Consider the following 25,273-nt stretch of genomic DNA (forward strand, 5'->3'; position numbering starts at 1 on the left):
TAAGAACCAATCTTGATCAAGGCTTGAAACACACGGCCGACCGGCGACAGGTTGCACGGCGTGCACTCTTACACCTGGGAAGAAGGGCGGAGGTTTCAATCCATCACAAACAGCGGCGTTGGACCATATTCCGCATTTAGCGGACGGCCATCTCTTCCAGCGCGACGCCGTTCGTCTCGGGCATGAACTTCCAGACCCATAGTAGCTGGAGAAGCATCATGGCCCCAAAGAAACCAAATACCCAGCCGCCGAGCCGGGCAGCGAACATCGGGAACGTCCAGGTAATGGCGGCCGCCATCACCCAGTGCGTCGTGCTGCCAAGCGCCTGCCCCTTGCCGCGGACTGGGCTGGGAAAGATTTCCGCCAAGAACACCCAGATCACCGCACCCTGCGAAACAGCGAACGCGGCGATGAAGCCGAGCAGGCCAGCCAGCACTAGCGTCCCGTCAGGGCTCGTGCTTTCCAGCTGCACGCCGACCAGGATGAGCGCCAGCCCGGTCAACACCGATCCGACGTAGAGCAGCGGTTTCCTGCCGAACCTGTCGATAAAAAACAGCGCAAGCACCGTGAACGCTAGGTTCGTTCCGCCGACCGCGACCGATTGCAGCAGCGCGGAGCCCTCTCCGGCCCCCGCCAATTCGAAGATGCGCGGCGCGTAGTAAAGCAATGCGTTGATGCCGGAGAGCTGATTGAACATCGCGATCACGATCGCGCAGGCGACCGGGACCGAATAGGCAGCCTGGAACAGGCGCGGCGCCGCCGTGTCGGGCGTACGCCGTGCCGCTTCGCGCATGCCGGCGACCTCCCAGTCCGGGTCAGCAAAGCCAAGCTTGACCATCACCGCGCGTGCGGCGGACTCCTTGTGCCGGACGACCAGCCAGCGCGGACTCTCCGGCAGCGCCAGCGTTACCAAGAGGAACAGGATTGAGGGCACAGTGACGATGCCGAACATCCATCGCCACGCGGTTTCTTCGGGAGCTACCGACGCGATAATGTAGTTCGATACGAACGCCAGCATGATGCCCAGCACGATGTTGAGCTGGTTGAGGGCAACCAGTCTTCCCCGGAATGCCGCAGGCGACACTTCGGCGATATAGATCGGCGTAACCACCGAAGCCGCTCCGATCGCAAGCCCGCCAAGAAAGCGGAACGCGATCAAGGCCGACCATGTCGGCGCCAGCCCCGATCCCAGCGACGACACGACATAGGCGATTGCGACGGCAAGCAGCATCGGCCTGCGGCCGAACCGGTCGGCAGGCGCCCCCGCGATCAGCGATCCGATGACGGTTCCGATCAGCGCCGACGCAACGGTGAAGCCCAGCGCAGCGTCGCTCAGCGCGAACTGGTCCTGCAAAGCCGAAGTAGCGCCGGAGATCACAGCGGTATCGAACCCGAACAACAGCCCCCCCAGCGCCGCGCCCGCTGCACTAAAGATCATGGCCAGCGTGACGCGCCCTTGCCCCCGATGTGCTTCAAGCATGAATTGCGCTCCCCTCTTGAGTGGCGGTTGAACGTCGGCGCAAGCGCTGCGCTAGTAAAGCGCCGCCCATTTTTCCGGAGCCCACCCCAGAACGGCCTCGATCTGCACCATGGCGGCGGTGTCGATCAGTTCGGCGCGGCCCTTCCGCGGCCGGCAAAGCCCCGTCGCGGCGTCACGTCGATTGCGCCACATATGGTCGGCATAGGCGCGCATTCGCGCGATATGCTGCTGTCCGCCCGTGGCGCTGTCCAGGAGCAGCAGGTTCTTGAAGTAGATCGCGTTAAACGGGGGAGGCTGACGGTCCAACTGCTCGATCGTGAATCGGCCCAGGCTGGCGGCGGCGATCCGACGCGCTTCTTCAAGATACCGCTTCTCGCCGGTCGCGCGCCACAGCAGCACGTTCACGCCGACCGGCACGCCCTGGTTATAGGTCCACACGGTCTTCTCGATCGTGCCGTCCAGCTTCAAATGGTCATGGTACAGCCCATCGGGCCGTTGCAGCACCGCATTGGTCCAGTGATAAAAACGAACGGCATCGTCCAGATAAGCGCGCTCGCCGGTGATCTGATGCAGCCGCAGGCCCAGTTGCGCGCCCGGCATGTTGGACACCGTATTGCGGTCGACGTTATCCGCCTTTTGCGTCCAACGCACCCCGCCAGGTGACGGCAGGTTCGCGTCGCTCGACCAAGCCGAGCGGATCAGTTCGAAGACAGCTTTGGCGCGCGTCAGCGAGGCAGCGTCGCCGCGGAAGCGATGATGCTGCACCTCGGCTAGGCCGACCCATTCATTGTCATCGTAAAAAAGGTCGTCGCCCGTGCCGAGCGGCGCCACCACCCGCGACAGGTACCCCGGAAGACCTGTGGTGGAGGTTTCTGACCAATATAGCTGCTGCGCCGCGCGGACCTTTGCCAGCCCGGCATCATAACGGCGCGCGCTCGCCGGACCCGCCATCACCAAATCGAGATAGGCGATATGCGCCTGAGAGAACGGCCACTCGGTCGCGTATTTGGCGTCTGCGGTTGTCCCGGGCGCATACTCCCGGTAAAGTCCGGTTCCGTCATCTAGAGCGAAACCGCGCTCCATCGCCACGCGCCAGCCCTCCGCGCGATTGCTGGATGCCGCCGCCCGGCCAACGCGTGGAGCCAGTGCCGCCAGTGCTGCGGCCGCGGCAAAGCCGCGGCGCGATATAGCGAACCCGCCCATCAGAAGCGGAACCGCGCGCCGAGCGCGAACACACGGCTGTCGTAACGGACGTCGCGCGGATAGCCAGGACCGTCCTGGTCGGGAGAGTCGCGCAGCGCTCGGAACGGCGTGCCGGTGATGTTGCTGACGTCAAAGGTCAGGGTCACCATCTCGGCCGGGGTTACCGACAGCGAAAAGTCGAGCCGCTCGATCGGCCGGTTGAACTCGCCCCCGATCAGTTGGCCTTGCCGGTCGGTGGCGAAGAAGTTGGTCACCCGCGATCGCCAATTATAGGCGAGCCGCGCCGAGATCGGCCCCTTCTCATAAATGCCGACCGCATTGTAGCTCCACTTGGAGACCCCCGGAACGTCGGTATCCTGCCCAGCCTCGCCCAAAGCTGCCGGCAAAGCCTGCGACGCATCGATATAGGTGGCGTTCAGCTGTGTGCCGAAACCGCTGAGCCAGCCCGGTAGAAAGTCGAAAAAGGTCTGGAATGCGACTTCGGCACCTTGCAACCTGCCGCGTCCGCCATTCTCGGGCCGATTGATCAGCACCTGCCCGTACAGCGGATCGTTCACCGGTACGTTCAGGTTGGTGATGAACCCCTGCACATCGCGACGGAATATCGCGCCGGTCAGCGAGCCGGTGCGGGTGAAGTACCATTCCAGGGACAGGTCGTAATTCGACGATTGGATCGGTTGCAGGCCGATATTCCCGCTGTTGCCCGTCAGCGGCGTCGAGTTGAGGTTGATGTTTAGAGCCGGGCTCAATTGGTTGAACTCGGGCCGGGTGCGGGTCTCGGTCGCCGACAGCCGCAGCTGAAGCTGGTCGGTCAGGTGCGCGCGCATCGAAACATTAGGCAGCACGTCGAGATAGTTCTGTCGAGATGTTGCCGGTGTCGGCACGCCATCGACCAGTCCGGTTCCCGTCGCCTCGGTGACCGTGTTGACGATACGCGCGCCGATTACTCCGTCGAGCCGCAGTGATCCGAGTTCCATGTCGTAATGGACTTGGCCATACACCGCATAGGATTGCTCGGTGGCATCGAACTGCTCATTCACGATCTCCGGCGGAATGTCCGGCCCGTATCGCGCAAGTTCTTGAAGCGCATTGGGCGTCCCGATCTGCGTCAGCCCCGAACGTGCAAGATCGCGAAGCGCGTCGATGTTGCCGAATATCGCGTCGCGGCTCGGCGCGTACCATCGACGGAAAGGCTGTGCATCGCCGCTGCCGCGAAACCCAGCATGGATGGGTCCGCCGTCGTCGGCGCCCGGCAGCGCAGACAGCCGAATCCCGAGCGGCCGCAGCGTCGCGTAACGCCCGCCGCTGCGCAGCCGCGCGTCGCGGTCGGTGTAGCGGAATCCGAAGTCCAACTGAGTGATGACCGGCATTTCGGTCTTGATCTTCAGGTCGGTGCGCCACTGAATCCCGCGACCGCCGGCGTAGGATGTCCGGTCCCAGATACCGCGGAGGATGAAGTTGTTGGGGTTGAGTGCGTTGAACCCGGGGATTGTAAGCTGCGGCCCACCGTCGCCTCCCGGCACATCGAAGACGATGTCGGCTGACTGACCTGTCGAAGGTGCATAGTCGATATTATGGTCGATATAGGTGGCGCTGGTGTCGGTGTAGGCAAAGTCCGTCGTCAGCGTCGCGCGATCGTCGATCTCCCAACGTCCGCCGACTGCCGCTTGATAGGTGTTGGTGCGTCCGGCGCGGGTGCTCCGCGAAAAATCGATGTCCTCACCCCCTGCGAAGTTGGGCGTGGCGGTGACGCTTTGCAGCTGTCCGGGCGCATCGGGGTCGCGGACGATGTTGGTCAGCGCAGGGTTGCCGTTGACCAGGTCCAACCCGACAAAGTCGTTCTCGACATTGGTGCGCGCCGCTTGCCACAAGCCTTCGGCATAGAGTTCCAGATTATGTGCCGGCCGCCACTGCAACGCGCCGTTGATCGAAGGCCGCCAGCGCTTGCCGCGGTCATAATAGACCCCTGCCGATTCTGGCAGAACGAAGTCGCGCGGACCCGTCACCGACTGCTCGGCGCGCGGGGCGACGATGTTGCCGTTGATGTACCGCGACGACGTCAGATAATGTAGCTGCGTGTACGAGAAGTTCACCAGCGCGCCGATGTCGCCGATGCCCGTTTCCCACCGGTCGGTTACCAGCACGTTGACGTTGGGATCCAACTTCTGCGCCTGGTCGCCATAGGTGCCCCGGAACGCGCCCGCGATCTGGAAGCCGTCGAAATCGAAAGGACGGCGCGACCGCACGTTGATCAGGCCGGCAATGCCACCCTCAATTAGGTCGGCGGTCGTCGACTTGTAGACCTCCAGCCCTGCCAGCGCGCCGGCAGGAAAGTCTTGCAGCGCCACGTTGCGCAGTTCGGCCGTGAATACCTCTCGGCCGTTATAGGTCGTGGTCAGATTGGGAAGGCCGCGTACCTGTACCCCACCCGCTTCGTCGCTGCTGCGGTTGACTTGCACGCCGGTGATCCGCGCAAGCGCTTCTGAGGCGTTGTTGTCCGGCAGCTTGCCGATGTCCTCGGCTACGACCGCGTCAACAATCTGGTCGGAGTCGCGCTTTATCGCCTGCGCGCTTTGCAAGCTGCGGCGATAACCAGTGACGACGACATCTTGGTCCGATGAAACGGCAGCTGGACCGGGATCAGTTTCGGTTTGGCCGGAGGCCGTTTGATCCTCTGGAGACCCAGTCTGCGCAGATGCGGGCAGCGCGCAAAGGATCGTCAGGCTGGAAACAGCAGACAGCAACATGCCCTTGTGCATGGTCATTTACCTCTCCTCACATTGTACCTGCTCTTTGCGGCAGGTGATCAATGTGAGTGAGCATAGCCGCCCAACCGAATTCGTAAACCGTTTTTCGTAATTTGCTGATGGGCGCTGCTTTACCAGTGCCTGCCGCCTGTACAGGTGAGCACGAAACACGATTTCACGACTAGATTGGTGGCGTTTCTTGGACGAAAGCTGCGCCAGCCAGCGGCGACTTCGCCCAAGTGCCCAAGAACAAATCTGCGAGGAAGCAAGCAGCGAACAGGCGCATCCAACATATCTTCGTCGAATGCGCCGGGTCGCTGTTGTAGCAGACAGCGTCTTGCGGATCGGCCACTGCTACCAAGTGCCGGCGCGGATCTATCGATCGACCGGCGCTGGGTGCATGCGGATCACTTCAGCTCGCGCAACCAGATCGATCGGAAACTGATCGGGGCGCTAGGATCGCCATGGTCCTGAAGTTTGATCGGCGCGGGGCCATGCGCCGTATAGCGCGGGGCGCCGACATAGACCGTCTCTCCCTTCAGTTCGGTGTGGTCCTGGACCAGCACGCCGTTCAGGAACACGGTGACCGCCGCAGGACGCTTCAGCGCCCCGTCGGCGGCGAACACCGGCGCCGTCCAAATCACGTCATAGCTTTGCCATTCCCCGGGTGCGCGCACCGGGTTCGCCAGCGGCGCGAACTGCTTGTAGATGCTTCCCGCCTGACCGTTGACATAGGTCTTGTTGCGGAAGCTATCCATGATCTGCAGTTCATAGCCATTGTCGCCGTCTCCCGTTGACGCCAGGAACAGCCCGCTATTGCCCCGCGCCTGTCCTTCACCGGTGATTCCCGCGGGGATGCGCCATTCCAGGTGAAGCTGGTAGTTGCCGAAGCGGCGCCGAGTCTCGATATTCCCGGTGCCCTTGCGCACCGTCAACACCCCGCCGGCTACGGTCCAGCGGGCAGCGGACTTGTCCTTTGTCGACACCCATTGGCTCAGATCCTTGCCGTCGAACAGCACCACCGCGTCGGATGGCGCCGGGATGCTGACGGCGGGTCCTGGCGTCACCACCGGCACTTCGGGCTGCCACACTTCGGTGTCCTGCGGTTTCGGGCCGGACGCAGTCTGCGACGCCGGCGCGGCTGCGGCGAAACCAATCAGTGCGATGGTAGTGGCTTTGGCGATCATAATGCCCATCCTTTGCGATATTCCCGGTCCAAGAAGCGGTTGGCTTCTGCGACGTTGGTGATCCTGCCGCTTGCGCCATCATATTCAATCGGCTGATCCGCGCGCATTGATACCATGCCCAACAGCATGGTCTCGTTTAGCGGCACCGCGACCGAGAACGGGGACGAGATGGCCTCTTCGCCGCGGATCGCGCGAATCCAGTTCATCTCATGCCCGTCGCGCCCGTCCTGGATGCGCGGCAGCGACACCGGCACCGCGGCTGCCCGCGCTTCTACGCCGTCGCCGATCAGCACGGGCTTTTGTCCGTACGTGTCGTGCATCAGCATGCCCCGGTCGCCCATATAAAGCACACCGCCATCTGGGTTCATCCGCGCCGTAGTTGGCATCGCGGGAGGTGTCGGCGGCATCAGTCCGCCATCATACCACGTCATGGTAAGCGGCCCGCCCTTGGCATTGCCGAATTGGTAGGTGGTGATGTTGGCAAGCGGATAGCTGCCTAGATCCGCCGGCGGCCTCCCATCCCAGATATTGTCGTCCCCACCCCAACGGCTGTGCCGGGTTTCAACCCGCGTCGGTGACCCCGGCTCGAGCGCCCAAACCGGAAAGTCGACTAAGTGTGCGCCCATATCGCCCAGCGAGCCGATCCCGAACGGCACCCAGCCGCGCCAGTTGAAGTGCGCGTAATCAGGGTGATAGCCCCAATCGACCGCCGCTGGCCCAAGCCACACGTCCCAATCGAGGCTCGCCGGCTTCGCAACGGCAGCAGGACGCGCCTCGCCCTGCGGCCAGAGTGGCCGGTTGGTCCAGGCATGGACTTCGCGTACCCGCCCGATCGCGCCGCCCCGGATCAACTCGACCACGCGGCGCCCGTCGTCGCCCGAGTGACCCTGGTTGCCCATCTGCGTCACCAGCTTCGGGTTGCGGCGCGCCAGCTCGAGCAACGTGCGGCCCTCGCGCACGGTATAGGTCAGTGGCTTCTGGACATAGACATGGATGCCGCGCTCCATCGCGGCTTTTGCCGCGACGGCATGGTGGTGGTCCGGTGTCGCGATCACCACCGCGTCGATGTCCTTGCGACTGTCGAACATCCGTCGGTAGTCGCTGAACTTAGCGGCACGGTCGTAGGCGGTCTTGAGCGGCTGCATCTCCGGCTTGGGTGCGCCCTTGCTGTCGACGAACGCCTCGGCGACATGGGCAAGGTCGACATCGGCCAAGGCGACGATGTTCTGGCTGGTGAGCTTCGCCATGTTGTTCGCGCCCATCCCGCCGGCGCCGATCACCGCCACGTTGACGCGGTCGCTTGCCGCAATCCGGCGCGCAGATGCCTGACCCGGTATCACCAATACGCCGGCGGTGGCCGCCGCACCGCCCAGCCAGTCACGCCGCGTCAGGCCGCTTTTCCATGCTTCCATCGATCTCTCCCTCAATCGGTCGGACTGTCCGCCGTGAAGCGCGAGCAGCAAGGCTCCGCCACCGGCTGCAATTCCATCAGTTCCACGCGGGTCCCGTCCGGATCATACAGGTTGGCCTGCCATTTCCCGTCGCGTCCCATTTGCGGACCATCGTGCCGCGGGCTCAACCGGTTCTCGGCTGCGAGCCGCGCCACCGTCTTCTTCATGTCGGTGACCCCCAGCGACAGGTGGTTGAACACCCCCAGCAATCGTGCGTCGACACGTTTGGCGTCAACCGTGGAGCCAGCGCCGATCATCATATATTCCAGCCAGTCCCGTCCCTGGGGTACCTGTTGCGAGATCCAGTCGGTCGCGCCTTCCCTCATCGCGCCGTACCAATAGGGCCGGAAACCCAGCAGCTTGCGATAGAAAGCATCCTGCACCACCCGATCGCGCACGACCTGCCCGATATGGATGATCCGTCCGCTGACCACGCCTGAAGACACCGTGGGCGTCTTGATGGAATGCTGAACGAACTGGACCTCATTACCTTCGGGATCGCGGGTGCCGAACCAGCGCTCCCCACTTGCGCTGGTGGTCAGCGCCGTGGCGTGCTTGGTACCATGGCTCAGCAAATAGCGTCGCAGTGCGGCAGCGTCGGTGGTCGTGTAGGCGATATGCGCCAGCCGGCTTTCGCCCTGCCCGGCCGGCAACGGCAGCAACTCGACGAACTGGTGGTCGCTGAAGAGATAGCGGACGCCCCGGGGGTTTTCCGGATCGGCTACCTTCTTCGCGCCGAGCACGCGGCCATAGAAATCCTGCGATGCCGACAGATCGCTGGCATAGACCGCCAGATGCGACACACCCGTGATCGGCGGGCGTGCGGCCTGTTGCCTGGCCAACGCTGCGGCTGGCCCCACGACCGCAAGCGCCGTCAGCATCAACGCCTGTCGGATCATGGGCGCCTCTCCTTTTTCGTTCTGGGCTTCACCTGACACGCGGCGGCGCGACTCACAAGCCGCTGATCGGGCGATCGAGGCCACCCGTCGGCTCGAATAGCTGCCCCACCATGGATCGAAGCGAGCGTGGCTTCGCTTAGGTCTCGACTGGCCAGGTTGGCGTTTGCACAAGGGGTGATGCGTGAAGGCAGCAGAGGTATTTCGCACTCTGGATTTGGAGTTGAAGCCCGATCCATCCCGCACGGTGATCCGCCCCTTCAGCTTCGGTTATCCCGAGGCGTTCGCCGTGGAGCGCCCGACCCGCGCCCAGGCGGTGGCCCGGCGCATGATGGCGCTCGATCCCGCCATGCGCGCGAGGATGCTGGAGGGGCTGCGCGGCGCCATGGAAGCGCGGCATCGCAACGTCGACAGCGTGTTCCTGCGGCGCTTCGGCGAAGTGAAGAGCGACATCGGCGATATCACGGTCGAAACCACGGAGGACCGCCTGCTGATCGGCGCGTATTTCAGCCAGGAATATGCCTTCGAGTCCGCGGCACTGTTCAACCCCAGCATCGTCCAGGTCCGCGATCAGGATTCCGACGATGACTCGATCCGCTTCATCCTGTCGCTGCGCGGGGTGGGCGAAGGGCATATCTCCTCGGTCACGTTCCGCACCGGTACCTGGGACGGCGGCACCGGGCTTGTCATCGATCCGGCGAGCCCGCACGGCGCGCCGCCCCGGATCGAAAGCGACGATGCCGGCTGGGTGCGCATGCGCGCAGAGGACAGCGAGAATATCTCCGAAACCGTGATCTTCCCGATCCTGCCCAGCCAGGCACGCGGCGTGGAGGATCTTCGCCTGGTCCATTTCACCGAACAGGATGGCACCAGAAGCGTTATGGGCACCTACACCGCGTTCGACGGTGTCAGCGCCCGTGCCGAGATCCTGCGCGGCATCGACGCGCGCACCTATGAGATGCGGGCGCTGACCGGCGCCTTGGCCGGATACAAGGGCATGGCGCTATTCCCGCGCCGGGTCGGCGGGCGCTATGCGATGATCGGGCGGCAGGACAGCGAGAACCTGTGGCTGCTCTATTCGGACGACCTGTTCAGCTGGGAAACCGGCGAGCGCATCATGGGCCCCAAATATCCGTGGGAGCTCGTTCAGATCGGCAATTGCGGATCCCCCATCGAGATCGAAGAAGGCTGGCTGGTGTTCACCCACGGCGTCGGAATGGTGCGCGGCTATTGCGTCGGGGCGTGCCTTCTCGACAAGGAGGACCCTTCAAAGGTGCTCGCGCGCACCGCCTCTCCCCTGTTGTTCCCCAGTGCCGAGCAACGTGGCGGCTATGTCCCCAACGTGACCTATAGCTGCGGCGCCTTGCTGCATAAGCGCAATATCCTGCTCCCCTATGCCATCGCTGACGAGTTCACTGCGTTCGCCGTCGGCAGCATCGACGATCTGCTCGCGGTGATGGAGCCGCAGTGACGCGCCGGCTCCCGCCGCCGCACGGCAAGCACCAACGTCCGTTCACCGATACAGATGTCATGCAAATGTAAAAAACGTTAGCGGTGACGTCAGAGATTGGGTACGCTGCGTGTCGCAATCGGCAGGCGACTGCCCCTTGCGGAAACTAGCGATGGAGTGTGGGAAGACGCTGCAAGGCGCTCCGCACTTCGCATTATGTAAGGGGAGTGTCATAGATGCGTTTGCGCCAGATCATCTTGCTAACGACCGCGATGACCGGTTTCGCCGGTGTTGCGCACGCGCAGCAGGATCCTTCCACACCCCCTAGCACCGAGCCTCCCAGTGGCGGCGCCTCCGCTGATCAGGCCGAGCCGGACAGGGGCGAAGAAGTCGTCGTCACCGGCTACGCCGGCGCCCTGCGTCAGGCCATCGCGGTGAAGCGTAACGCGAACGCAGTCGTGGACGCGATCTCGGCCGAAGACATCGGCAAGTTTCCCGACCGCAACGTTGCCGAATCGCTGTCGCACATCCCGGGCGTATCGATCGACCGCCGCTTCGGTGAAGGCGAAAAGGTCGCGATCCTCGGCACCGATCCTGCGCTCAACCGCATGCTGCTCGATGGGCACGGTCTCGCCTCGGCCGATTGGGGCGGCAACGACAACGATCCCAGCAGCCGCACCTTCAACTATTCGCTGCTCGCGCCCGAGCTGGTCGATCGGCTGGAAGTCTACAAGTCGCCCGAACCGCGCCTTGAGGAAGGCAGCCTGGGCGGTACCGTCATCGTGCGCACCCGCCGCCCGCTGGAGCTGAAAGCCAACTCCGTCTTCGCCTCGGGCGGCTATTCGTACAATGACCGCGCCGAAAAGGGCAGCATTCGTGGATCTGGGCTCTACAGCTGGAAGAACGACGCCGAGACCTTCGGCATCCTGCTCGCGGCGACCTATGACAAGCAGAATCTGGTACGTTCAGGCGTCGAGTTTTTCGGCTATGACAATGCCGACGGTTCGGGCAGTCCGTTCTTGACCACCAATGCGGCGGGCCAGCGCGTGTTGAAGAACCCGGCGGCAGTTATCACCGGCGGCACGCTGGCCGACCTGGATAAGGCAGCCTCACCCTTCGGCATCAACTACGCCTATTTTCAGCAGCAGCGCGAACGCACCAGCGTTGCCGGAACCATGCAGTTCCGCCCGTCGAGCGACCTCACCCTGACGCTCAACGGCCTGCACATCAACGGCAACTACAACAACTACAGCCAGTCGATGTACACGATTCCGGGCGCGTGGACCGGCGATGTGCTGCAATCCGCCACAGTCGCTAACGGCGTAGTGACCGACGCCAGCTTCGGCGCCGCCACCGGTCAGAGCGCGCAGCTCGACACGCTGGTCCGCCACACCAAGCTGAAGACCGACAACCTCAACTTCTTCGCCGATTGGGAAGGCGATGACGGCGCCAAGGTCTCCTTTGCCGGCGGCTGGAGCAAGGCGACGGGCGGGCGCAATCCCGAGTACCTGTTCAATGTCCAAACCCGTCTGCCGTTCAGCTATTCGATCACCCCCACGTCGGCGGACGTGAACTTCGTTGGCGATCTGACCAACCCGACGAACTATTTCACCAATCCGAACAACAATCCCGCTACGATTGAGGGTCGCCCCGTGCTCGTCGGCGGCACGGAGCTGGTGGGCGCGCAGATCGGCGGGCTCGACTACAGCGTCACGACCGATGTCGACGCCTTTGGCGGCTTCGATGCGACAGTCCCTGTCGGCGATGGCTTCTTCAAGCAGTTCCTGGTCGGCTCGCGCTTCACCAACCACATCAACCGCGTCGATTCGCGTGGCGTGAATAGCTACCTTCGGCAGTCGCTGCTCGGCTCGCAGCTGGGGGTCGAAACCGGCGTCACGCCGGATGGCGTCTACAGCGGCACCGGCGGCAACGGCAACGCCACGCAATATCTCAACCTGCCCGAACAGTCGGTGATCGACGTCCTCGAAAACGCGATCAACTCGCCGTTGGTGGAAAAGGTCGGAGCGTCGACGCGTGTGAAGGAAACGACACTCGCCAGCTATGCCCAGCTGAACTTCGAAGGCGGCGGGCTGCGCGGCAATATCGGCGGTCGCTTGGTCTACACCAAGGACGAGTCGCAATATGCGCTCTCGCTACCCACCACCGCGAATCCCAATCCGGTTCCGGTGCCGACCACGAGCACGTCGAGCTATCTGAAGTTCCTGCCGTCGATCAACCTTGCCTATGAAGCCAGCCCGACGCTGATCTTCCGCGGCGCGGTGGCCAAGGTGATCTCGCGGCCGCGCTATCAGGACCTTGCTGCATCGATCACGCAGAACGACGTGACCCGTGACGCGGGCGGCGGCAATCCCAACCTGCGGCCCTATGAATCGACCAACTACGAAGTCACCGCGGAATTCTATCCCCGCCCGGGCGCACTGCTTTCGCTTGAGCTGTATCGCCGCGAGATCGACAACTACATCATCAACGAGCGCGTCCCCGGCCAGACGCTGTTCAATTCGCTGACCGGTCAGCTTGAGAACAACTACACCGTTCAGCGCCCGATCAACGCGGGCAAGGGCAAGGTCAACGGAGTCCTGATAAACGGCCAGGCGGAGATTTGGGGCGGCTTCGGCATCCAGGCGAACTATGCCTATCAGGACAGCAGCACCTCGACGACGATCAACTCGACGGCGATCCTGAACCTGCCCTATCTCTCGAAGCACACCGTCAACATCATCCCTTATTTCGAAAAGGGGCCGTTCCAGGCGCGGCTTAGCTACAATTACCGGTCGGCCTATTTCCGCACGATCGGCCGCCTCGGCTCACAGGAAATGGTGGCGCCATACAACCAGCTCGACGCCTCGATGTCGCTCAAGCTGACTGAGAATGTCACGCTGACGGCGCAGGCGCAGAATCTGCTGGACGAAACGTACCTCCAATATAGCGGCACGCCCGATCGCCCCTCGGCCTTCTACAAAAACGGGCGCACCTTCGTGGGCAGCATCTCCTTCCGCATGTAGATGAACGCTGCCGGCCAGCACCCCACTCTTGCGACGGGGTGCTGGCGCACGGCGTAGCTCGCTGTAATCTCGCTCAGACCGGGCATTCGCATCAACAGCGAAGGCGACACCGAACCTGCGGACATCGCATGTGCCGGCGCTCTTTTCCGGCACGTCGGGCGGCGCCGCCGTTTACGCCCAACCCGGCGCCCAAAACGAGCGGGCCGCGTCCAACAGCTACCCCTCGGATCTCGCACGCTATGGCCGGCAATGGCAGTGCGGGAAGTTCAGCCGAGTGCGGCTTACGCGTGCGCTGGTGGCAGGACGAAGCGGTCGATCGCGTCGGCGACACCGTCCTCTTGGTTCGACCGCGCAACATGCTTTGCGGCCGCCCGCACTTCTTCGGGCGCCTGCCCCATCGCTACGGAGACCGCTGCGCGTGCGAACATCGGCAGATCGTTGCGCTGATCGCCCAGTGCTGCAACGGCGCTGAGCGGAACGCCATAGGCTTTGGCAAGCCCGGCGATGCCATCGCCTTTGTTGGCAGTGGGTGCCGTGATGTCCAGATAATAAGGTTGGGATCGGGCCACCGTGGCGCCCTCGCCGAACGCGATTTGCATTTCACCCTCGATCGCTGCCAACAGCTCGTGGTCGTCGCTGACACCCACCAGCTTGTCGGCCCGGGCGAGCAACGGCGCGAAGTCCGCATCGAAGACCGCATCGACATTGGCTGCGCGCCGCTCTCGCGGAAGATTGTGGTTGGTGCGGTCGCGCGCGTACCACTTGCCATCGGCGAACAGCCACGGCGTGACTCCGGGGCGATCGATCTTTTCCAGCGCCCGCGCCGCAATCGCGGGCTCCAGGCGATCGGCTGCGACGATCCGGCCATCCGGCATGACAACCGTTCCGCCATTGAACGCGCCGATCGGCCCCTTCAGGCCCAGCCGCTCGGCGATCCACAGCATGCCGCTGGGCGGTCGGGCGCTGATCAGGCTCATCGCGATCCCCGCCTCTTGGATACGCGCCACCGCGGCAATAACGGCGTCGGACAGCGTCTTGTCGTCGCGCACCAACGTTCCGTCGATGTCGGACACGAGCAGGCGAATGGTATTGTCTTCGGGCATCAGGCGATCTCGTTCCATTGGCGGCCATCCCGCGCGATCGATGCATTGGCACTCTTCGGGCCGCTGCTGCCGGCCGGATAGTCGTCGGGCGCTCCCGATGCCCATGCGTCCAGCAGCGGCTGGATCACGCGCCAGCCGCCTTCGATCTGGTCTGCGCGCTGGAACAGCGTCTGGTCACCGGTCAGCACGTCATAGAGCAAGGTTTCGTAGCCCGTCTGGTGGCCGACATCGAACCGGTCGGCATACCGGAAGTCCATGCTCACCGGGGCAGTCTCCATCACCGGCCCAGGCTTCTTGGCAACGAACTCGAAGCTCATGCCTTCGTCAGGCTGAAGCTGAAGGGTGAGGCGGTTGGGCATCATGGGCGCAGCGGCGCCGTTGTCGCGGAACAGCGCGATCGGTACGTCACGAAACTGGACGACGATCTCCGTATCGCGCGCCTTCAGCCCCTTACCCGTTCGCAGGTAGAAAGGGACACCCGACCACCGCCAGCTATCGACCTCGACCTTCAGCGCGGCATAAGTCTCGGTGTTGCTGTTCTCGCCCACATCGGCTTCGTCGACATAGGCGGGAACCGTCTTGTCGCCGACCGTCCCCGCCGCATAGCGCCCGCGGACGGCCTGATCCGGCTGCACCGGCCGAGCAGCGGCGAGGACCTTGGCCTTTTCCGTACGCACGGCGTCGGCGTCGAAGCTGTTGGGGGGTTCCATGCCCACCAGCGCCAGTAGCTGGAACAGGTGGTTGGGCACCATGTCGCGCAGCGCTCCCGTCGCGTCGTAGAACTTGCCGCGCGTACCCACCGTCACCGCTTCGGCAGCCGTGATCTGGACATGGTCGATATAGCGGCTGTTCCATACCGCCTCGAGCAGCGCGTTGCCGAACCGCGCGACCATGATGTTCTGCACCGTTTCCTTGCCCAGGAAATGGTCGATCCGATAAATCTGTTGCTCTTCGACTTTCGCCAGCAGGCGCGCGTTGAGCGCTTGGGCAGATGGCAAGTCGGTGCCGAACGGCTTCTCGATCACCAATCGGCGGAACCCGTCATCTTCGCGCATCAGCCCTGCCTTGGCGAGCGCGTCGGCAACCGGGCCGAAAAAGGCTGGAGCGGTGGCCAGATAGAAAACCGCATTCCCCTTGACGCGCTCGGCGAGCGTGGTGAAGGTCGCCGCCTCCTCGAAGTCACCTTTCATATAGGTGATCCGGTCGCGCAGGCGCTTCCAGCCCTGCTTGTCCTCGACAAACTCGTCTAATGCGCCGCGCAGCGCCGCATCATCGGCATCGTGATGGCTGACGCCCAGGATCGTGGTCGCGTCGTCGATGATCCCGGCTTCGACCAGATTGACGATCGCCGGCACCAGCAGGCGCTTGGCAAGGTCGCCCATCGCCCCGAAGATCACGAGTGTGGCGGCCGGCGCGCGCGGCGCGTCGCTCATTGCGGCATCTCGACATGCCCGCCAAAGCCGAAGCGCATGGCCGAAAGGAGCTTGTCGCCGAACGTGTGGTCGACTCGGCTGCGATAGCGGGCGAACAGCGCGGCGGTAAGGACGTTGGCGGGCACCGCCTCTTCCATCGCCGCAACGATCGTCCACTGGCCTTCGCCGGAATCGGCGACATGGCCGCTATAGCCTTCGAGGGCGTGGTCCTTGGCAAGGCCGATCGCGCACAGGTCGAGCAGCCAGGACGAGATCACGCTGCCGCGCCGCCACACCTCGGCCACGTCGGGCAGGTTGATGTCGAACCGTTCTTCGGGCGCCAGCTTTTCGGAGGACTTGCCCTTCAGGATGTCGAAGCCCTCGGCATAGGCCTGCATCAGGCCATATTCGATGCCGTTGTGCACCATCTTGACGAAGTGCCCGGCGCCGGCGGGTCCGGCATGGATGTAGCCACGCTCGGCGCGGTCGTCGGCGGCATCGCGGCCGGCCGTGCGCGGTATCGATCCATAGCCCGGCGCGAGCGTGTCGAAGATGGGGTCGAGCAGGTCCACCGTTTCCGTGTCGCCGCCGATCATCATGCAATAGCCGCGCTCACGCCCCCACACGCCGCCCGACGTGCCGACATCGACATAATGGAGCTGCTTCGCCTTTGCCGCGGCGGCGCGGCGGATGTCGTCCTTGTAGAAGCTGTTGCCGCCATCGATGATGATGTCGCCGGGCTCGCACAGTTCGATCAGCTTGCCGATGGTGCTCTCCGTCGGCTCGCCGGCGGGCAGCATGACCCACAATATGCGCGGCGCGGCCAGCTTGGCGACGACGTCTTCCACCGAACTCGCCGCAGTCGCTCCTTCGCTTGCCAGCGCGGCGACGGCGTTCGCGTCGCGATCGAAGGCGACGATCTCGTGCTCGCCGCCCATCAGCCGGCGCGCGATATTGGCGCCCATCCGGCCAAGGCCGATCATGGCAAGACGCATTGGTATTTCCTTTCGTTTAACGACGGACGGCGTGGGTAACGGCCGCGACCAGCGCGTCCATGCCGTTCTCGTGTTTCAAATGCACGCGCATCACGCGTTGTCCACGGCTGGCGAGCACGTCCATGTCGCCGCGCGCCTGGGCGATCTGCACCGTCCCAAAGCTGGCGCGGTGTCCCGGAATGGCCAGGTCGGCCTTTGGCTCGCGCGTGATGACCAGGAAGTCGCCCGTCGCCGGCCCGCCTTTATATGCCTGCCCGGTGGAATGGAGGAAGCGCGGCCCGAACCCGGCGACCGTCGCCGCCTGCGTTGCATCGCGCACTGCCAGGCGCATCGCCTCAATCGCCGCGGCGTTGGCGCCGTTTCGCTCCACATAGGCAAGGAAGCCGGCATAGCGCGGCGGGAACAGGCTGGCGAAGTGCAGCCGCAGCAACGCTGCCGGATCGGTCGCCGCGAACTCGGCATCGCCCGGGCCAAAGATCGCAAAGTCTTCGGTTTCGGCGATCGGCGTCGCCGGCTCCAACGCCCCGGTCTGCGCATAGGCGTCGACCAGCTTGCGCGTCGCGACCTTGGCATCCTCGACATCGGGCTGATCGAACGGATTGATGCCGATCACCGCGCCCGCCACCGCGGTGGCGACTTCCCAGCGGAAGAACTCCTGCCCGATCAGCTCCCGCCGGGCGATCCGGATCGTGACCAGCGGCTGCCCCGCCTGCGTCAGCGCGGCGAGCTTGGCCTCAAGCGCGGCATCCTCGTCCCCCTCGAGATGAAGGTGCACGAACAGCCGATCGCTGCCATAGCCAACCGCGTCACCCACCGGCTCCAGGTCGACGGGAACGATGCCCCTGCCCTGCTTGCCGGTGCTTTCGGCGATCAGCTGCTCGAGCCAGGCGCCGAACGGCACCAGCCCGGGGGAAGGCAGAATGGTGAGCTTGTCACGCTCCGAGACCGCCGCTTCGCCCAGCACAGCGCCCAGCCGGAAACCCGGATTGGCCGCGGGCGGCACATCGGGGCCACAGGCGAGCACCATCGGCGCGGCCGCTTCGAAAAAGGCGCGTGTGTCGATGCCCATCGCCGCCGCCGGCACCATGCCAAACGCCGACAGCACCGAATAGCGTCCGCCAATCGCCGGATCGCCCGGGAAGATCATCGCGAATCCGTCGGCTTTGGCCGCCGCCTCCAGCTTCGATCCCGGATCGGTGACCGCGACGAAGCGGCTGCCATCCGCGCCTGCCAGTTCCCAAAAATAGGCGCGCAGCAGCTCGGGCTCCATCGTCGATCCCGACTTGGAGGAGACGATGAACAGCGCCTCCCGGGGATCGATCGCGCCGGCGACGCTGGCGATCTGCCCGGGATCGGTGGTGTCGAGCACATGCAACCGGGGTCCGCCATTTGCGCTGCCCAGGATCAGCGACAGCACCTCGGGCCCCAGCCTCGACCCGCCCATGCCGAGCAGCACGACATCCTTATGTCCCCTCGCCAGGGCAGCCAGCTTGGTCAGCGCGTCGGGATCGGTCTGCGTCCCCCGCCCCGCCGCCAGCCAGCCGAGCCACTTGGCTTCATCTCCACCGGTCCACAGTGACGCATCGCCCTGCCACAGCCGCCGTGGCCAGCCTTGCGCCCGTGCCCTTTCCAGCCGCGCGTCGACCGCCTTGGCCAGCGGCGCGGGCAAGTCGGCGTCCATGCCGTTCTGCCGGTCGCCCAGGAACGCGGCCCGTTTGCCCGCCACCGCGCCGAGCAGCGCGTCGGCGGCGTCGGAAAATTGCTGCACGCCCTCGGGCACCAGCCCCTCGGTCACCGTGTCCAGTCCCAGCCCCAGCCGCTCGGCCTCAGCGATCACATGGCGGGCGCCTTCGATGTCGTCGGTCAGCGTCACCGCCACCGTGCCATGATCACGAAACGCGTCCATCGTCTTGGGCGGCATCGTGTTGACCGTGTCCGGCCCGATCAGCATGTCGATATACAGCGTATCGGGATAGGCGGGGTCCTTCACGCCGGTCGAGGCCCAGAGCAGCCGCTGCGGCATCGCGCCCTTGGCGGCGAGCGCCTGCCAGCGCGGGCTCGTGATCATTTCCTGGTACCAGGCATAGGCCAGCTTGGCGTTGGCGATCGCCACCTTGCCACGCACCGCCTTCAACGCCTCGCTCTCGGCATCGCCCGCCTCGATCCGCGCGTCGATCGCCTTGTCGATCTTCGCATCGATCCGGCTGACGAAGAAGCTCGCCACGCTGGCGATCCCGTCAACGCCCAAGCCCTTCTTCACCCGCGCTTCCAGCCCGGCAAGATAGGCCTCAGCCACCACCTGATAGGAGCTGAGCGAAAACAGCAACGTCACGTTGATGTTGATGCCGTCCTCAATCAACGTCCGGATCGCCGGGGCGCCCGCCTTGGTGCCGGGCACCTTCACCATCAGGTTGGGCTCGCCGACGGCGGCCCAAAGCCGCCGCGCCTCCTCGATCGTGTCCTGCGTACCCTCGGCCAGATACGGCGAGACCTCCAGGCTGACATAGCCGTCTTTGCCGCCCAGCCGGTCGAAGACCGGCCGCAGGTCGGCCGCCGCCGCCTTGATGTCGGCGATCGCCTGGTTCTCATAGGTATCGACTACGCTGGCATCGGCTTTGCCCAGAAAGGTCTGGAACCCTTCGTCATAGGCGTCGCCATGCCCCATCGCCTTTTCAAAGATCGACGGGTTGGACGTGACCCCGGTCAGCCCGTCCTCCTCGACGAGCGTGCGCAAGCCCCCTTCGGCCAGGAATTTTCGGTCGACAAAGTCGAGCCACACCGCCTGCCCGGCCTCGCCGAGCTGCTTCAAACGACTGGTCATTTCTTGCTCTTTTCAATCAGCTCGCGCGCCACCTTGACTACGTTGTCCACGGTGAAACCGTATTTTTCCTGCAGCTTCGACAAGGGAGCGGAAGCGCCGAAGGTCGACATGGTGATCGTCGCCCCGTCGCTGGTCACATAACGGTCCCAGCCCATCGAACCGCCCTGCTCCACGGCAAGCCGCGCCGTGACGCTCGGCGGCAGCACCTGCTCGCGATAGGCCCGGTCCTGCTTTTCGAACAGATACCAGCTCGGCATCGACACGACGCGCGACTTGATCCCTTGGGCGGTCAGCTTCTCATGCGCATCGGCCACCATCGGCAGTTCGGACCCGGTACCGATCAGGATCACGTCGGGCTCGCCACCCACGGCATCGGCCAGGATATAGGCGCCCTTCTCCAGGCCCTCGGCCGAGGCATATTTCTCGCGGTCCAGCGTCGGTATCGCTTGGCGAGACAGGATCAGCGCGGTCGGTTCATGGGTGTGCTCCAGTGCAACCTTCCACGCCATCGCCACTTCGTTGGCATCACCCGGGCGGATCGTGTCGAGTCCGGGGATCGCACGCAGCGTGGCGAGATGCTCGATCGGCTGGTGGGTGGGTCCGTCCTCACCCACGCCAATGGAATCGTGGGTGAACACGAACACGACCGGCAGCTCCATGATCGCCGCCAGCCGGATCGGCGCACGCATATAGTCGGCGAACACCAGGAAGGTGGCGGTGTAGGAGCGCAGATAAGACAGCGCCATGCCGTTGGCGATCGATCCCATGGCATGCTCGCGCACGCCGAAATGCATGTTCTGCCCAGCATAATTGTCGGGCTCGAACGAAGGCTTGCCCTTGATGTCGGTCTTAGTCGACGGCGACAGATCCGCCGCGCCGCCCATCAGCGCCGGGATCACCGGCGCCAGTGCGTTCAGCACCTTGCCGCCGCTATCGCGCGAAGCGAGCCCCTTGGCATCCTCGGGAAAGCTGGGAATCGCGTCCTGCCACCCATCCTTGATCTTGCCGCGGCGCAGATCCTGGAGTTGGGCGGCTTCCTCAGGATACGCCTCGCCATAGCGCGCGAACAGCGCCTCCCAAGCCTCTCGGGCGGGCTTGCCGCGCGCCGCGATCGCGCCGCCAAATGCTTCCTTGACCCCCTCGGGTACCAGGAACTGCGCGTCCTCGGGCCAGCCATAAGCCTTCTTGGTCGCGCGAACATTGTCCTCGCCCAATGCCTCGCCATGCGCCTTCTCGCTGCCGGCCTTGGGACTGCCCCAACCGATCACCGATTTGACGACGATGAAGGTCGGACGGTCCTTGGTCGCCTTGAACGTGTCGAGCGCACGGGCAAAGGCGGCGGTGTCGTTGGCGTCGTCGACATGCAGCACGTTCCAGCCATAGGCTTCGAAGCGCTTGCCGACATCCTCGTCAAAGGCCAGCGACGTGCTGCCCTCGATCGATATCTGGTTGCTGTCATAGATCCAGCAGAGATTGGACAGCTTCAAGTGACCGGCGGTGGACGCGGCCTCGCCCGACACGCCCTCCATCATGTCGCCGTCACCGCACAGGACATACACGTCATGATCGAACAGGTCGAAGCCGTCGCGGTTATACTTGGCGGCCAGCGCACGCTCGGCGATGGCCATGCCCACGGAATTGCCACAGCCTTGGCCCAGCGGACCCGTGGTGGTCTCCACGCCTGTGGTCATCCGGTATTCGGGATGGCCCGGGGTCTTGGAAGACATCTGACGAAACTGCTTGATGTCGTCCAGGCTCACCGCCTCGGCCCCGGTCGGCTTTCCATCGGCGTCGATCTCGCGGACTCCAGCTAAGTGCAGCAGCGAATAGAGCAGCATGGACGCATGGCCGACCGACAGCACGAAGCGGTCGCGATTGGGCCAGTCCGGCGTCTCGGGATCGTAGCGCAGATAATCGCGCCACAGGGTATGGGCGACCGGCGCCAGCGCCATCGGTGTGCCGGGATGGCCACTATTCGCCTTCTGTACGGCATCCATCGAAAGGGTGCGGATGGTGTCGATCGCCAGGCGCTCGGGTGAGCCGTCTTCGCGCGTGCCGGTTGCAGTGGGAGCTTCGGTCATGGTCGTCCTTGATCCAGATAAAACTCAAACGAGGAACAGCAGGGAAGGATGCCGCGAAACACTGGGTTTCGGTCGTATGCTCAGAACCGCCAGTCGCACCTTTTCAGCCCCGCGGCGGTTGCGAGGTAGAGTGTGTGAATCTGGTCGACGAACAGTCCGTGCCCCAGCACGCCGGGTATGGTGGACAGGGACAGGGCAAGCGCGTCCGGATCAACGATCGGGCCAAAGCTGCAATCCAATATCGGGTTGCCCTGGTCGGTTAGGAAAACGCTGCCAGCCTCGGTCAGACGCGCGGCTGCGTTTCCGCCAAGTTCCTGGACGCGCCGCGCGACAAACGCGCGGGCGAACGGAAGATATTCGATCGGCACGGGGCGCGTTCCAAGCTGCGACACCGACTTCGAACCATCGGCAATGGCGATCATGCGGGAAGAGGCGGTAGCCACCACCTTCTCCCGAAGCATCGCGCCCCCGCCACCCTTGATCGCGCGCAAATGCGGGTCGATCTCGTCCACGCCATCGATGCACAGATCGGTCGCGGCGACGTCGGCGAAATCGAGGACGCGGATCCCCGCTTTCTCTGCCGCTTGCGCGGTCTGTAACGAGGTCGAGACGGCAGTCACCTTAAGCCCTTCTTCCACCCGCCGCCCGAGTGCGGCAATCGCGAAAGCCGCGGTCGATCCGGTGCCCAGACCGACAAGCATGCCGTCCGCGATCTCCGCCACCGCGGCTTCCGCCGCGATGCGCTTCAAGGCTTCCATGGATTCGGTTTCCTCCCGGGCTACAGCAACGCAACGCGCAGGCTAGAGAACGGCTCCGGACGATGGAAGAACGGGAGGCCGGGGCTGGTCTCACCCGCGATACCGCGCTTCCATCAGGTCCAGCTCGCGGTTGATCTTTTGCAGCGTGGCGCTTCCGATCTTTCGCTCGCGTGCCAGCCGGACGAGCGTATCGCGTTCGGCACGCACGCCAACCAGCCGCAAGTCGCGCTCCAGCTTGTCCTGAAGCCGCGCCTCGGCTGCCACCTTGGCGCCCTGGCTGCGGCTCTCGATGCGGTCGCGGTACAGGTCCATTACCCGGCTGCCGGCCGCGGCGTAGAAATCGGCGTCGTCGCGTTCTTCGGCCAGGTCATGCTGCGCCCGCTCGATCGCACGGATTGCTGCCTTGGCGGCGGCAACCCGCGCGGCATCGTCTTCCGCTTGTAGCGAAGGCTCGGCGGGCATGGTCAGACCTTGAAGCAGCAGCGGCAGCGCGATGCTGGCGATCACCAGCGACACGATGATCACGCCCGCCGCCAGGAAAATGGCCAGGTCGCGTGCCGGGAACGGCGTGCCGTCGTTCATGGTCAGCGGCAGCGTCAGCACACCCGCCAGTGTGATCGCGCCTCGCACCCCGGCAAAGGACATCGCCGCAACCAGCCGCCAGCCGGGGCTATGCAGCGGGACGGCCTCCGAGGCACCGGCGCGCCGCCGCAGCAAGGTGAGCTTCAGCGAAACCCAAACCCAGGTGAAGCGCAGCGTACCCAGCCCGGCGACGATCGCCATGATGTAGATGCCCAGCCAGGCTACACCGTGATGGCCGGTCACCCGTACCGTCTCGGCCGCGCCGGACAGGATCGCCGGCAATTGTTCGCCCAACAGCACGAAGATGATGCCGTTCAGCGCGAACTGGATGGTGTCCCACACCGAATTGCGCCGCATCCGCGTGCTCGCCATAGCCTGGCGGGAAATCTCGGCAAAGGTCATCGTCACGCCGGCGGCGACGGCGGCCAGAATGCCCGATGCATGAAGATGCTCGGCGATCAGATAGGCGCCGAAGGGGATCAGCAGGCTCACCAGGATCTGTGACGCCGCTTCCTCGCCGAACCGGCGCGACACCCATGCCTTGGCGCGGGTCGCGGCTAGAGTCACCACGACGCCCACGACGATTCCGGCGCCGGCTACCCACAGGAAGTCGAACGCGGCCGCCGACGCGCTGAAGCTGCCCGTCAGCGCGGCGGCGATGGCAAAGCGCAGGCAGACCAGCCCCGACGCGTCGTTTAACAGCGACTCGCCCTCCAGGATGTGCATCATCCGTCGCGGGATCGGCACGCGCGCGGCGATGGCGGACACCGCGATCGGGTCGGTCGGGGAGACCACGGCGGCAAGCGCGAAGGCAACGGCCAGCGGCATCGCCGGGATCATCCAGTGAATGAAGAACCCCATGCCTAGGACGGTGATCAGCACCAGACCCAGCGCCAGTTCGGCGACGGTGGAAACATCCTTCAGCAGCTCGTCCTTGGGGATGCGCCATCCGTCGAGGAACAGCAGCGGCGGCAGGAACAGCAGCAAGAACAGCTCGGGGTCCAGCTCGACGCGGTAGGAGGTGGACAGCCCGATCGCCGAACCCAGCAGGATCTGCACCAGGGGCGTCGGTAGCGCCACTGGCAGCATGCGCGACGCCGCCCCACTGACGACCACCGCCAGCAGCAGGAACAGGACGATGGAAACAGTCTCCAAACCGGCACTCCCAGCCACCAGGTGGCACCCTCATTAGGCAGCCAGCCGCCAGCAGGAAACCCGCACCACTTTGTATCCGGCTGCCGCCGCGCTAAGAGATCCACTGCGAACGGCCGATCTTGCGAAACCATTTCGGCCTGAAATCAATATCTTAGTGCCCCGTCAGGAGCCCTCTCTGCATGACTTTCACCAACATCCAACGCCTCGAACAAATCATGGCCACCCTCCGGAATCCGGAACGCGGCTGCGAATGGGACCTTGCCCAAAATTTCGCCTCCATCGCCCCCTACACAATCGAGGAAGCCTACGAAGTCGCCGACGCGATCGAGCGCAATGACATGGCGGATCTGAAGGACGAACTCGGCGATCTGCTACTTCAAGTTATCTTTCACAGCCGCATGGCACAGGAAGCCGGTCATTTCGCGCTTCAGGATGTAATCGATGCCATCAGCGACAAAATGGAACGCCGCCACCCGCACATCTTCCGCGGCTCGGAAGAAGGCGGTCATCACCGCTGGGAGCAGATCAAGGCTGAGGAGCGGGAAGCAAAAGGAGCGACCAGTGCGCTGGACGGCGTGGCGGTAACCCTGCCGGCGCTCGTCCGCGCCGAAAAGCTTCAAAAGCGCGCAGCACGCGTCGGTTTCGACTGGCCCGACCCAAGCGGTGCGCGGGCAAAGATCGACGAGGAACTCGCCGAAGTGGAAGCGGCAGATGATGCGACTCGCGAGGAAGAGATCGGAGACTTGCTATTCTCAGTCGTGAACTGGTCTCGCAAACTCGGCATTGATCCCGAAGCGGCGCTTCGCAATGCTAATCGCAAGTTCGAAACGCGGTTCGCGGCCATGGAAGCGCAGGCTGGCCAAAGCTTTGCCGCCCTGGACCTCAATGCCAAGGAGGCACTCTGGCAACAGGCCAAGCATCGGCGCTGA

General features: G+C 64.3%; 16 protein-coding genes. 3 read left to right on the forward strand and 13 right to left on the reverse strand.

Annotated features, from left to right (window positions below):
- Positions 1-136: 136 nt before the first annotated feature.
- The 6 genes from FHT02_RS02070 to FHT02_RS02095 all read right to left on the reverse strand — a co-directional run bounded on the left by FHT02_RS02070 (position 137) and on the right by FHT02_RS02095 (position 8,967).
- On the reverse strand, positions 137-1,438 hold the full coding sequence (locus tag FHT02_RS02070) for a sugar porter family MFS transporter (protein WP_184083705.1): 1,302 nt from the start codon (positions 1,436-1,438) through the stop codon (positions 137-139).
- A gap of 93 nt (positions 1,439-1,531) precedes the next feature.
- Positions 1,532-2,683, reverse strand: a complete 1,152-nt coding sequence (locus tag FHT02_RS02075) for a glycoside hydrolase family 76 protein (protein WP_184083707.1) — start codon at positions 2,681-2,683, stop codon at positions 1,532-1,534.
- Entirely contained in the window at positions 2,683-5,448 is a 2,766-nt protein-coding gene (locus tag FHT02_RS02080; RefSeq protein ID WP_184083709.1) for a TonB-dependent receptor, read from the reverse strand. Before FHT02_RS02080 ends, FHT02_RS02075 begins: the two co-directional genes overlap by 1 nt.
- 389 nt (positions 5,449-5,837) lie before the next feature.
- A complete protein-coding gene (locus FHT02_RS02085; protein WP_184083711.1) occupies positions 5,838-6,617 on the reverse strand; it encodes a 3-keto-disaccharide hydrolase in 780 nt (259 codons plus the stop codon).
- On the reverse strand, positions 6,614-8,029 hold the full coding sequence (locus FHT02_RS02090) for a Gfo/Idh/MocA family protein (protein WP_184083713.1): 1,416 nt from the start codon (positions 8,027-8,029) through the stop codon (positions 6,614-6,616). The genes FHT02_RS02085 and FHT02_RS02090 overlap by 4 nt, the downstream gene beginning before the upstream one ends.
- A gap of 11 nt (positions 8,030-8,040) precedes the next feature.
- Positions 8,041-8,967, reverse strand: coding sequence for a VOC family protein (locus FHT02_RS02095; protein ID WP_184083716.1), 927 nt, complete (start codon positions 8,965-8,967; stop codon positions 8,041-8,043).
- 181 nt (positions 8,968-9,148) lie between these two features.
- On the opposite strand from FHT02_RS02095, the gene FHT02_RS02100 reads away from it, so the two are divergent.
- Together FHT02_RS02100 and FHT02_RS02105 are read left to right on the forward strand one after the other, a co-directional pair.
- On the forward strand, positions 9,149-10,435 hold the full coding sequence (locus FHT02_RS02100; protein WP_184083717.1) for a glycoside hydrolase family 130 protein: 1,287 nt from the start codon (positions 9,149-9,151) through the stop codon (positions 10,433-10,435).
- 215 nt (positions 10,436-10,650) lie between these two features.
- On the forward strand, positions 10,651-13,437 hold the full coding sequence (locus FHT02_RS02105) for a TonB-dependent receptor (RefSeq protein WP_184083719.1): 2,787 nt from the start codon (positions 10,651-10,653) through the stop codon (positions 13,435-13,437).
- A 281-nt stretch (positions 13,438-13,718) separates the two neighbouring features.
- On the opposite strand, the gene FHT02_RS02110 is transcribed toward FHT02_RS02105, so the two are convergent.
- From FHT02_RS02110 to FHT02_RS02140, 7 genes are all read right to left on the reverse strand, one after another.
- Positions 13,719-14,540, reverse strand: coding sequence for a Cof-type HAD-IIB family hydrolase (locus FHT02_RS02110; RefSeq protein WP_184083721.1), 822 nt, complete (start codon positions 14,538-14,540; stop codon positions 13,719-13,721).
- Positions 14,540-15,973, reverse strand: coding sequence for a glucose-6-phosphate dehydrogenase (zwf, locus tag FHT02_RS02115; protein WP_184083723.1), 1,434 nt, complete (start codon positions 15,971-15,973; stop codon positions 14,540-14,542). The genes FHT02_RS02110 and zwf overlap by 1 nt, the downstream gene beginning before the upstream one ends.
- On the reverse strand, positions 15,970-16,947 hold the full coding sequence (gene gnd, locus FHT02_RS02120) for a phosphogluconate dehydrogenase (NAD(+)-dependent, decarboxylating) (RefSeq protein WP_184083725.1): 978 nt from the start codon (positions 16,945-16,947) through the stop codon (positions 15,970-15,972). The genes zwf and gnd overlap by 4 nt, the downstream gene beginning before the upstream one ends.
- A gap of 16 nt (positions 16,948-16,963) precedes the next feature.
- A complete protein-coding gene (locus FHT02_RS02125) occupies positions 16,964-19,768 on the reverse strand; it encodes a bifunctional transaldolase/phosoglucose isomerase (RefSeq protein WP_184083727.1) in 2,805 nt (934 codons plus the stop codon).
- Positions 19,765-21,849 carry a transketolase gene (tkt, locus tag FHT02_RS02130; RefSeq protein WP_184083728.1) on the reverse strand — a complete coding sequence of 695 codons (2,085 nt, stop codon included), beginning with the start codon at positions 21,847-21,849 and terminating at the stop codon, positions 19,765-19,767. Before tkt ends, FHT02_RS02125 begins: the two co-directional genes overlap by 4 nt.
- Positions 21,850-21,929: 80 nt before the next feature.
- Entirely contained in the window at positions 21,930-22,607 is a 678-nt protein-coding gene (rpiA, locus tag FHT02_RS02135) for a ribose-5-phosphate isomerase RpiA (protein WP_184083730.1), read from the reverse strand.
- Between the two features lie 90 nt (positions 22,608-22,697).
- Positions 22,698-24,344, reverse strand: coding sequence for a Na+/H+ antiporter (locus FHT02_RS02140; protein WP_184083733.1), 1,647 nt, complete (start codon positions 24,342-24,344; stop codon positions 22,698-22,700).
- Positions 24,345-24,523: 179 nt separating this feature from the next.
- Here FHT02_RS02140 and mazG point away from each other — a divergent pair, with 179 nt between their 5' ends.
- Positions 24,524-25,273 (forward strand): nucleoside triphosphate pyrophosphohydrolase, encoded by a 750-nt coding sequence (gene mazG, locus FHT02_RS02145; RefSeq protein WP_184083735.1) that lies wholly within the window; start codon positions 24,524-24,526, stop codon positions 25,271-25,273.

Origin of the sequence: Sphingomonas xinjiangensis, assembly GCF_014199255.1 — a bacterium.
GTDB lineage: Bacteria > Pseudomonadota > Alphaproteobacteria > Sphingomonadales > Sphingomonadaceae > Sphingomonas > Sphingomonas xinjiangensis.

Bases quoted from the DNA above. Each gene is read 5' to 3' on its own strand.
- FHT02_RS02070 (WP_184083705.1), bottom strand. From the start codon at position 1,438: ATGATCTTTAGTGCAGCGGGCGCGGCGCTGGGGGGGCTGTTGTTCGGG.
- FHT02_RS02075 (WP_184083707.1), bottom strand. From the start codon at position 2,683: ATGGGCGGGTTCGCTATATCGCGCCGCGGCTTTGCCGCGGCCGCAGCA.
- FHT02_RS02080 (WP_184083709.1), bottom strand. From the start codon at position 5,448: ATGACCATGCACAAGGGCATGTTGCTGTCTGCTGTTTCCAGCCTGACG.
- FHT02_RS02085 (WP_184083711.1), bottom strand. From the start codon at position 6,617: ATGATCGCCAAAGCCACTACCATCGCACTGATTGGTTTCGCCGCAGCC.
- FHT02_RS02090 (WP_184083713.1), bottom strand. From the start codon at position 8,029: ATGGAAGCATGGAAAAGCGGCCTGACGCGGCGTGACTGGCTGGGCGGT.
- FHT02_RS02095 (WP_184083716.1), bottom strand. From the start codon at position 8,967: ATGATCCGACAGGCGTTGATGCTGACGGCGCTTGCGGTCGTGGGGCCA.
- FHT02_RS02105 (WP_184083719.1), top strand. From the start codon at position 10,651: ATGCGTTTGCGCCAGATCATCTTGCTAACGACCGCGATGACCGGTTTC.
- FHT02_RS02110 (WP_184083721.1), bottom strand. From the start codon at position 14,540: ATGCCCGAAGACAATACCATTCGCCTGCTCGTGTCCGACATCGACGGA.
- zwf (WP_184083723.1), bottom strand. From the start codon at position 15,973: ATGAGCGACGCGCCGCGCGCGCCGGCCGCCACACTCGTGATCTTCGGG.
- gnd (WP_184083725.1), bottom strand. From the start codon at position 16,947: ATGCGTCTTGCCATGATCGGCCTTGGCCGGATGGGCGCCAATATCGCG.
- FHT02_RS02125 (WP_184083727.1), bottom strand. From the start codon at position 19,768: ATGACCAGTCGTTTGAAGCAGCTCGGCGAGGCCGGGCAGGCGGTGTGG.
- tkt (WP_184083728.1), bottom strand. From the start codon at position 21,849: ATGACCGAAGCTCCCACTGCAACCGGCACGCGCGAAGACGGCTCACCC.
- rpiA (WP_184083730.1), bottom strand. From the start codon at position 22,607: ATGGAAGCCTTGAAGCGCATCGCGGCGGAAGCCGCGGTGGCGGAGATC.
- mazG (WP_184083735.1), top strand. From the start codon at position 24,524: ATGACTTTCACCAACATCCAACGCCTCGAACAAATCATGGCCACCCTC.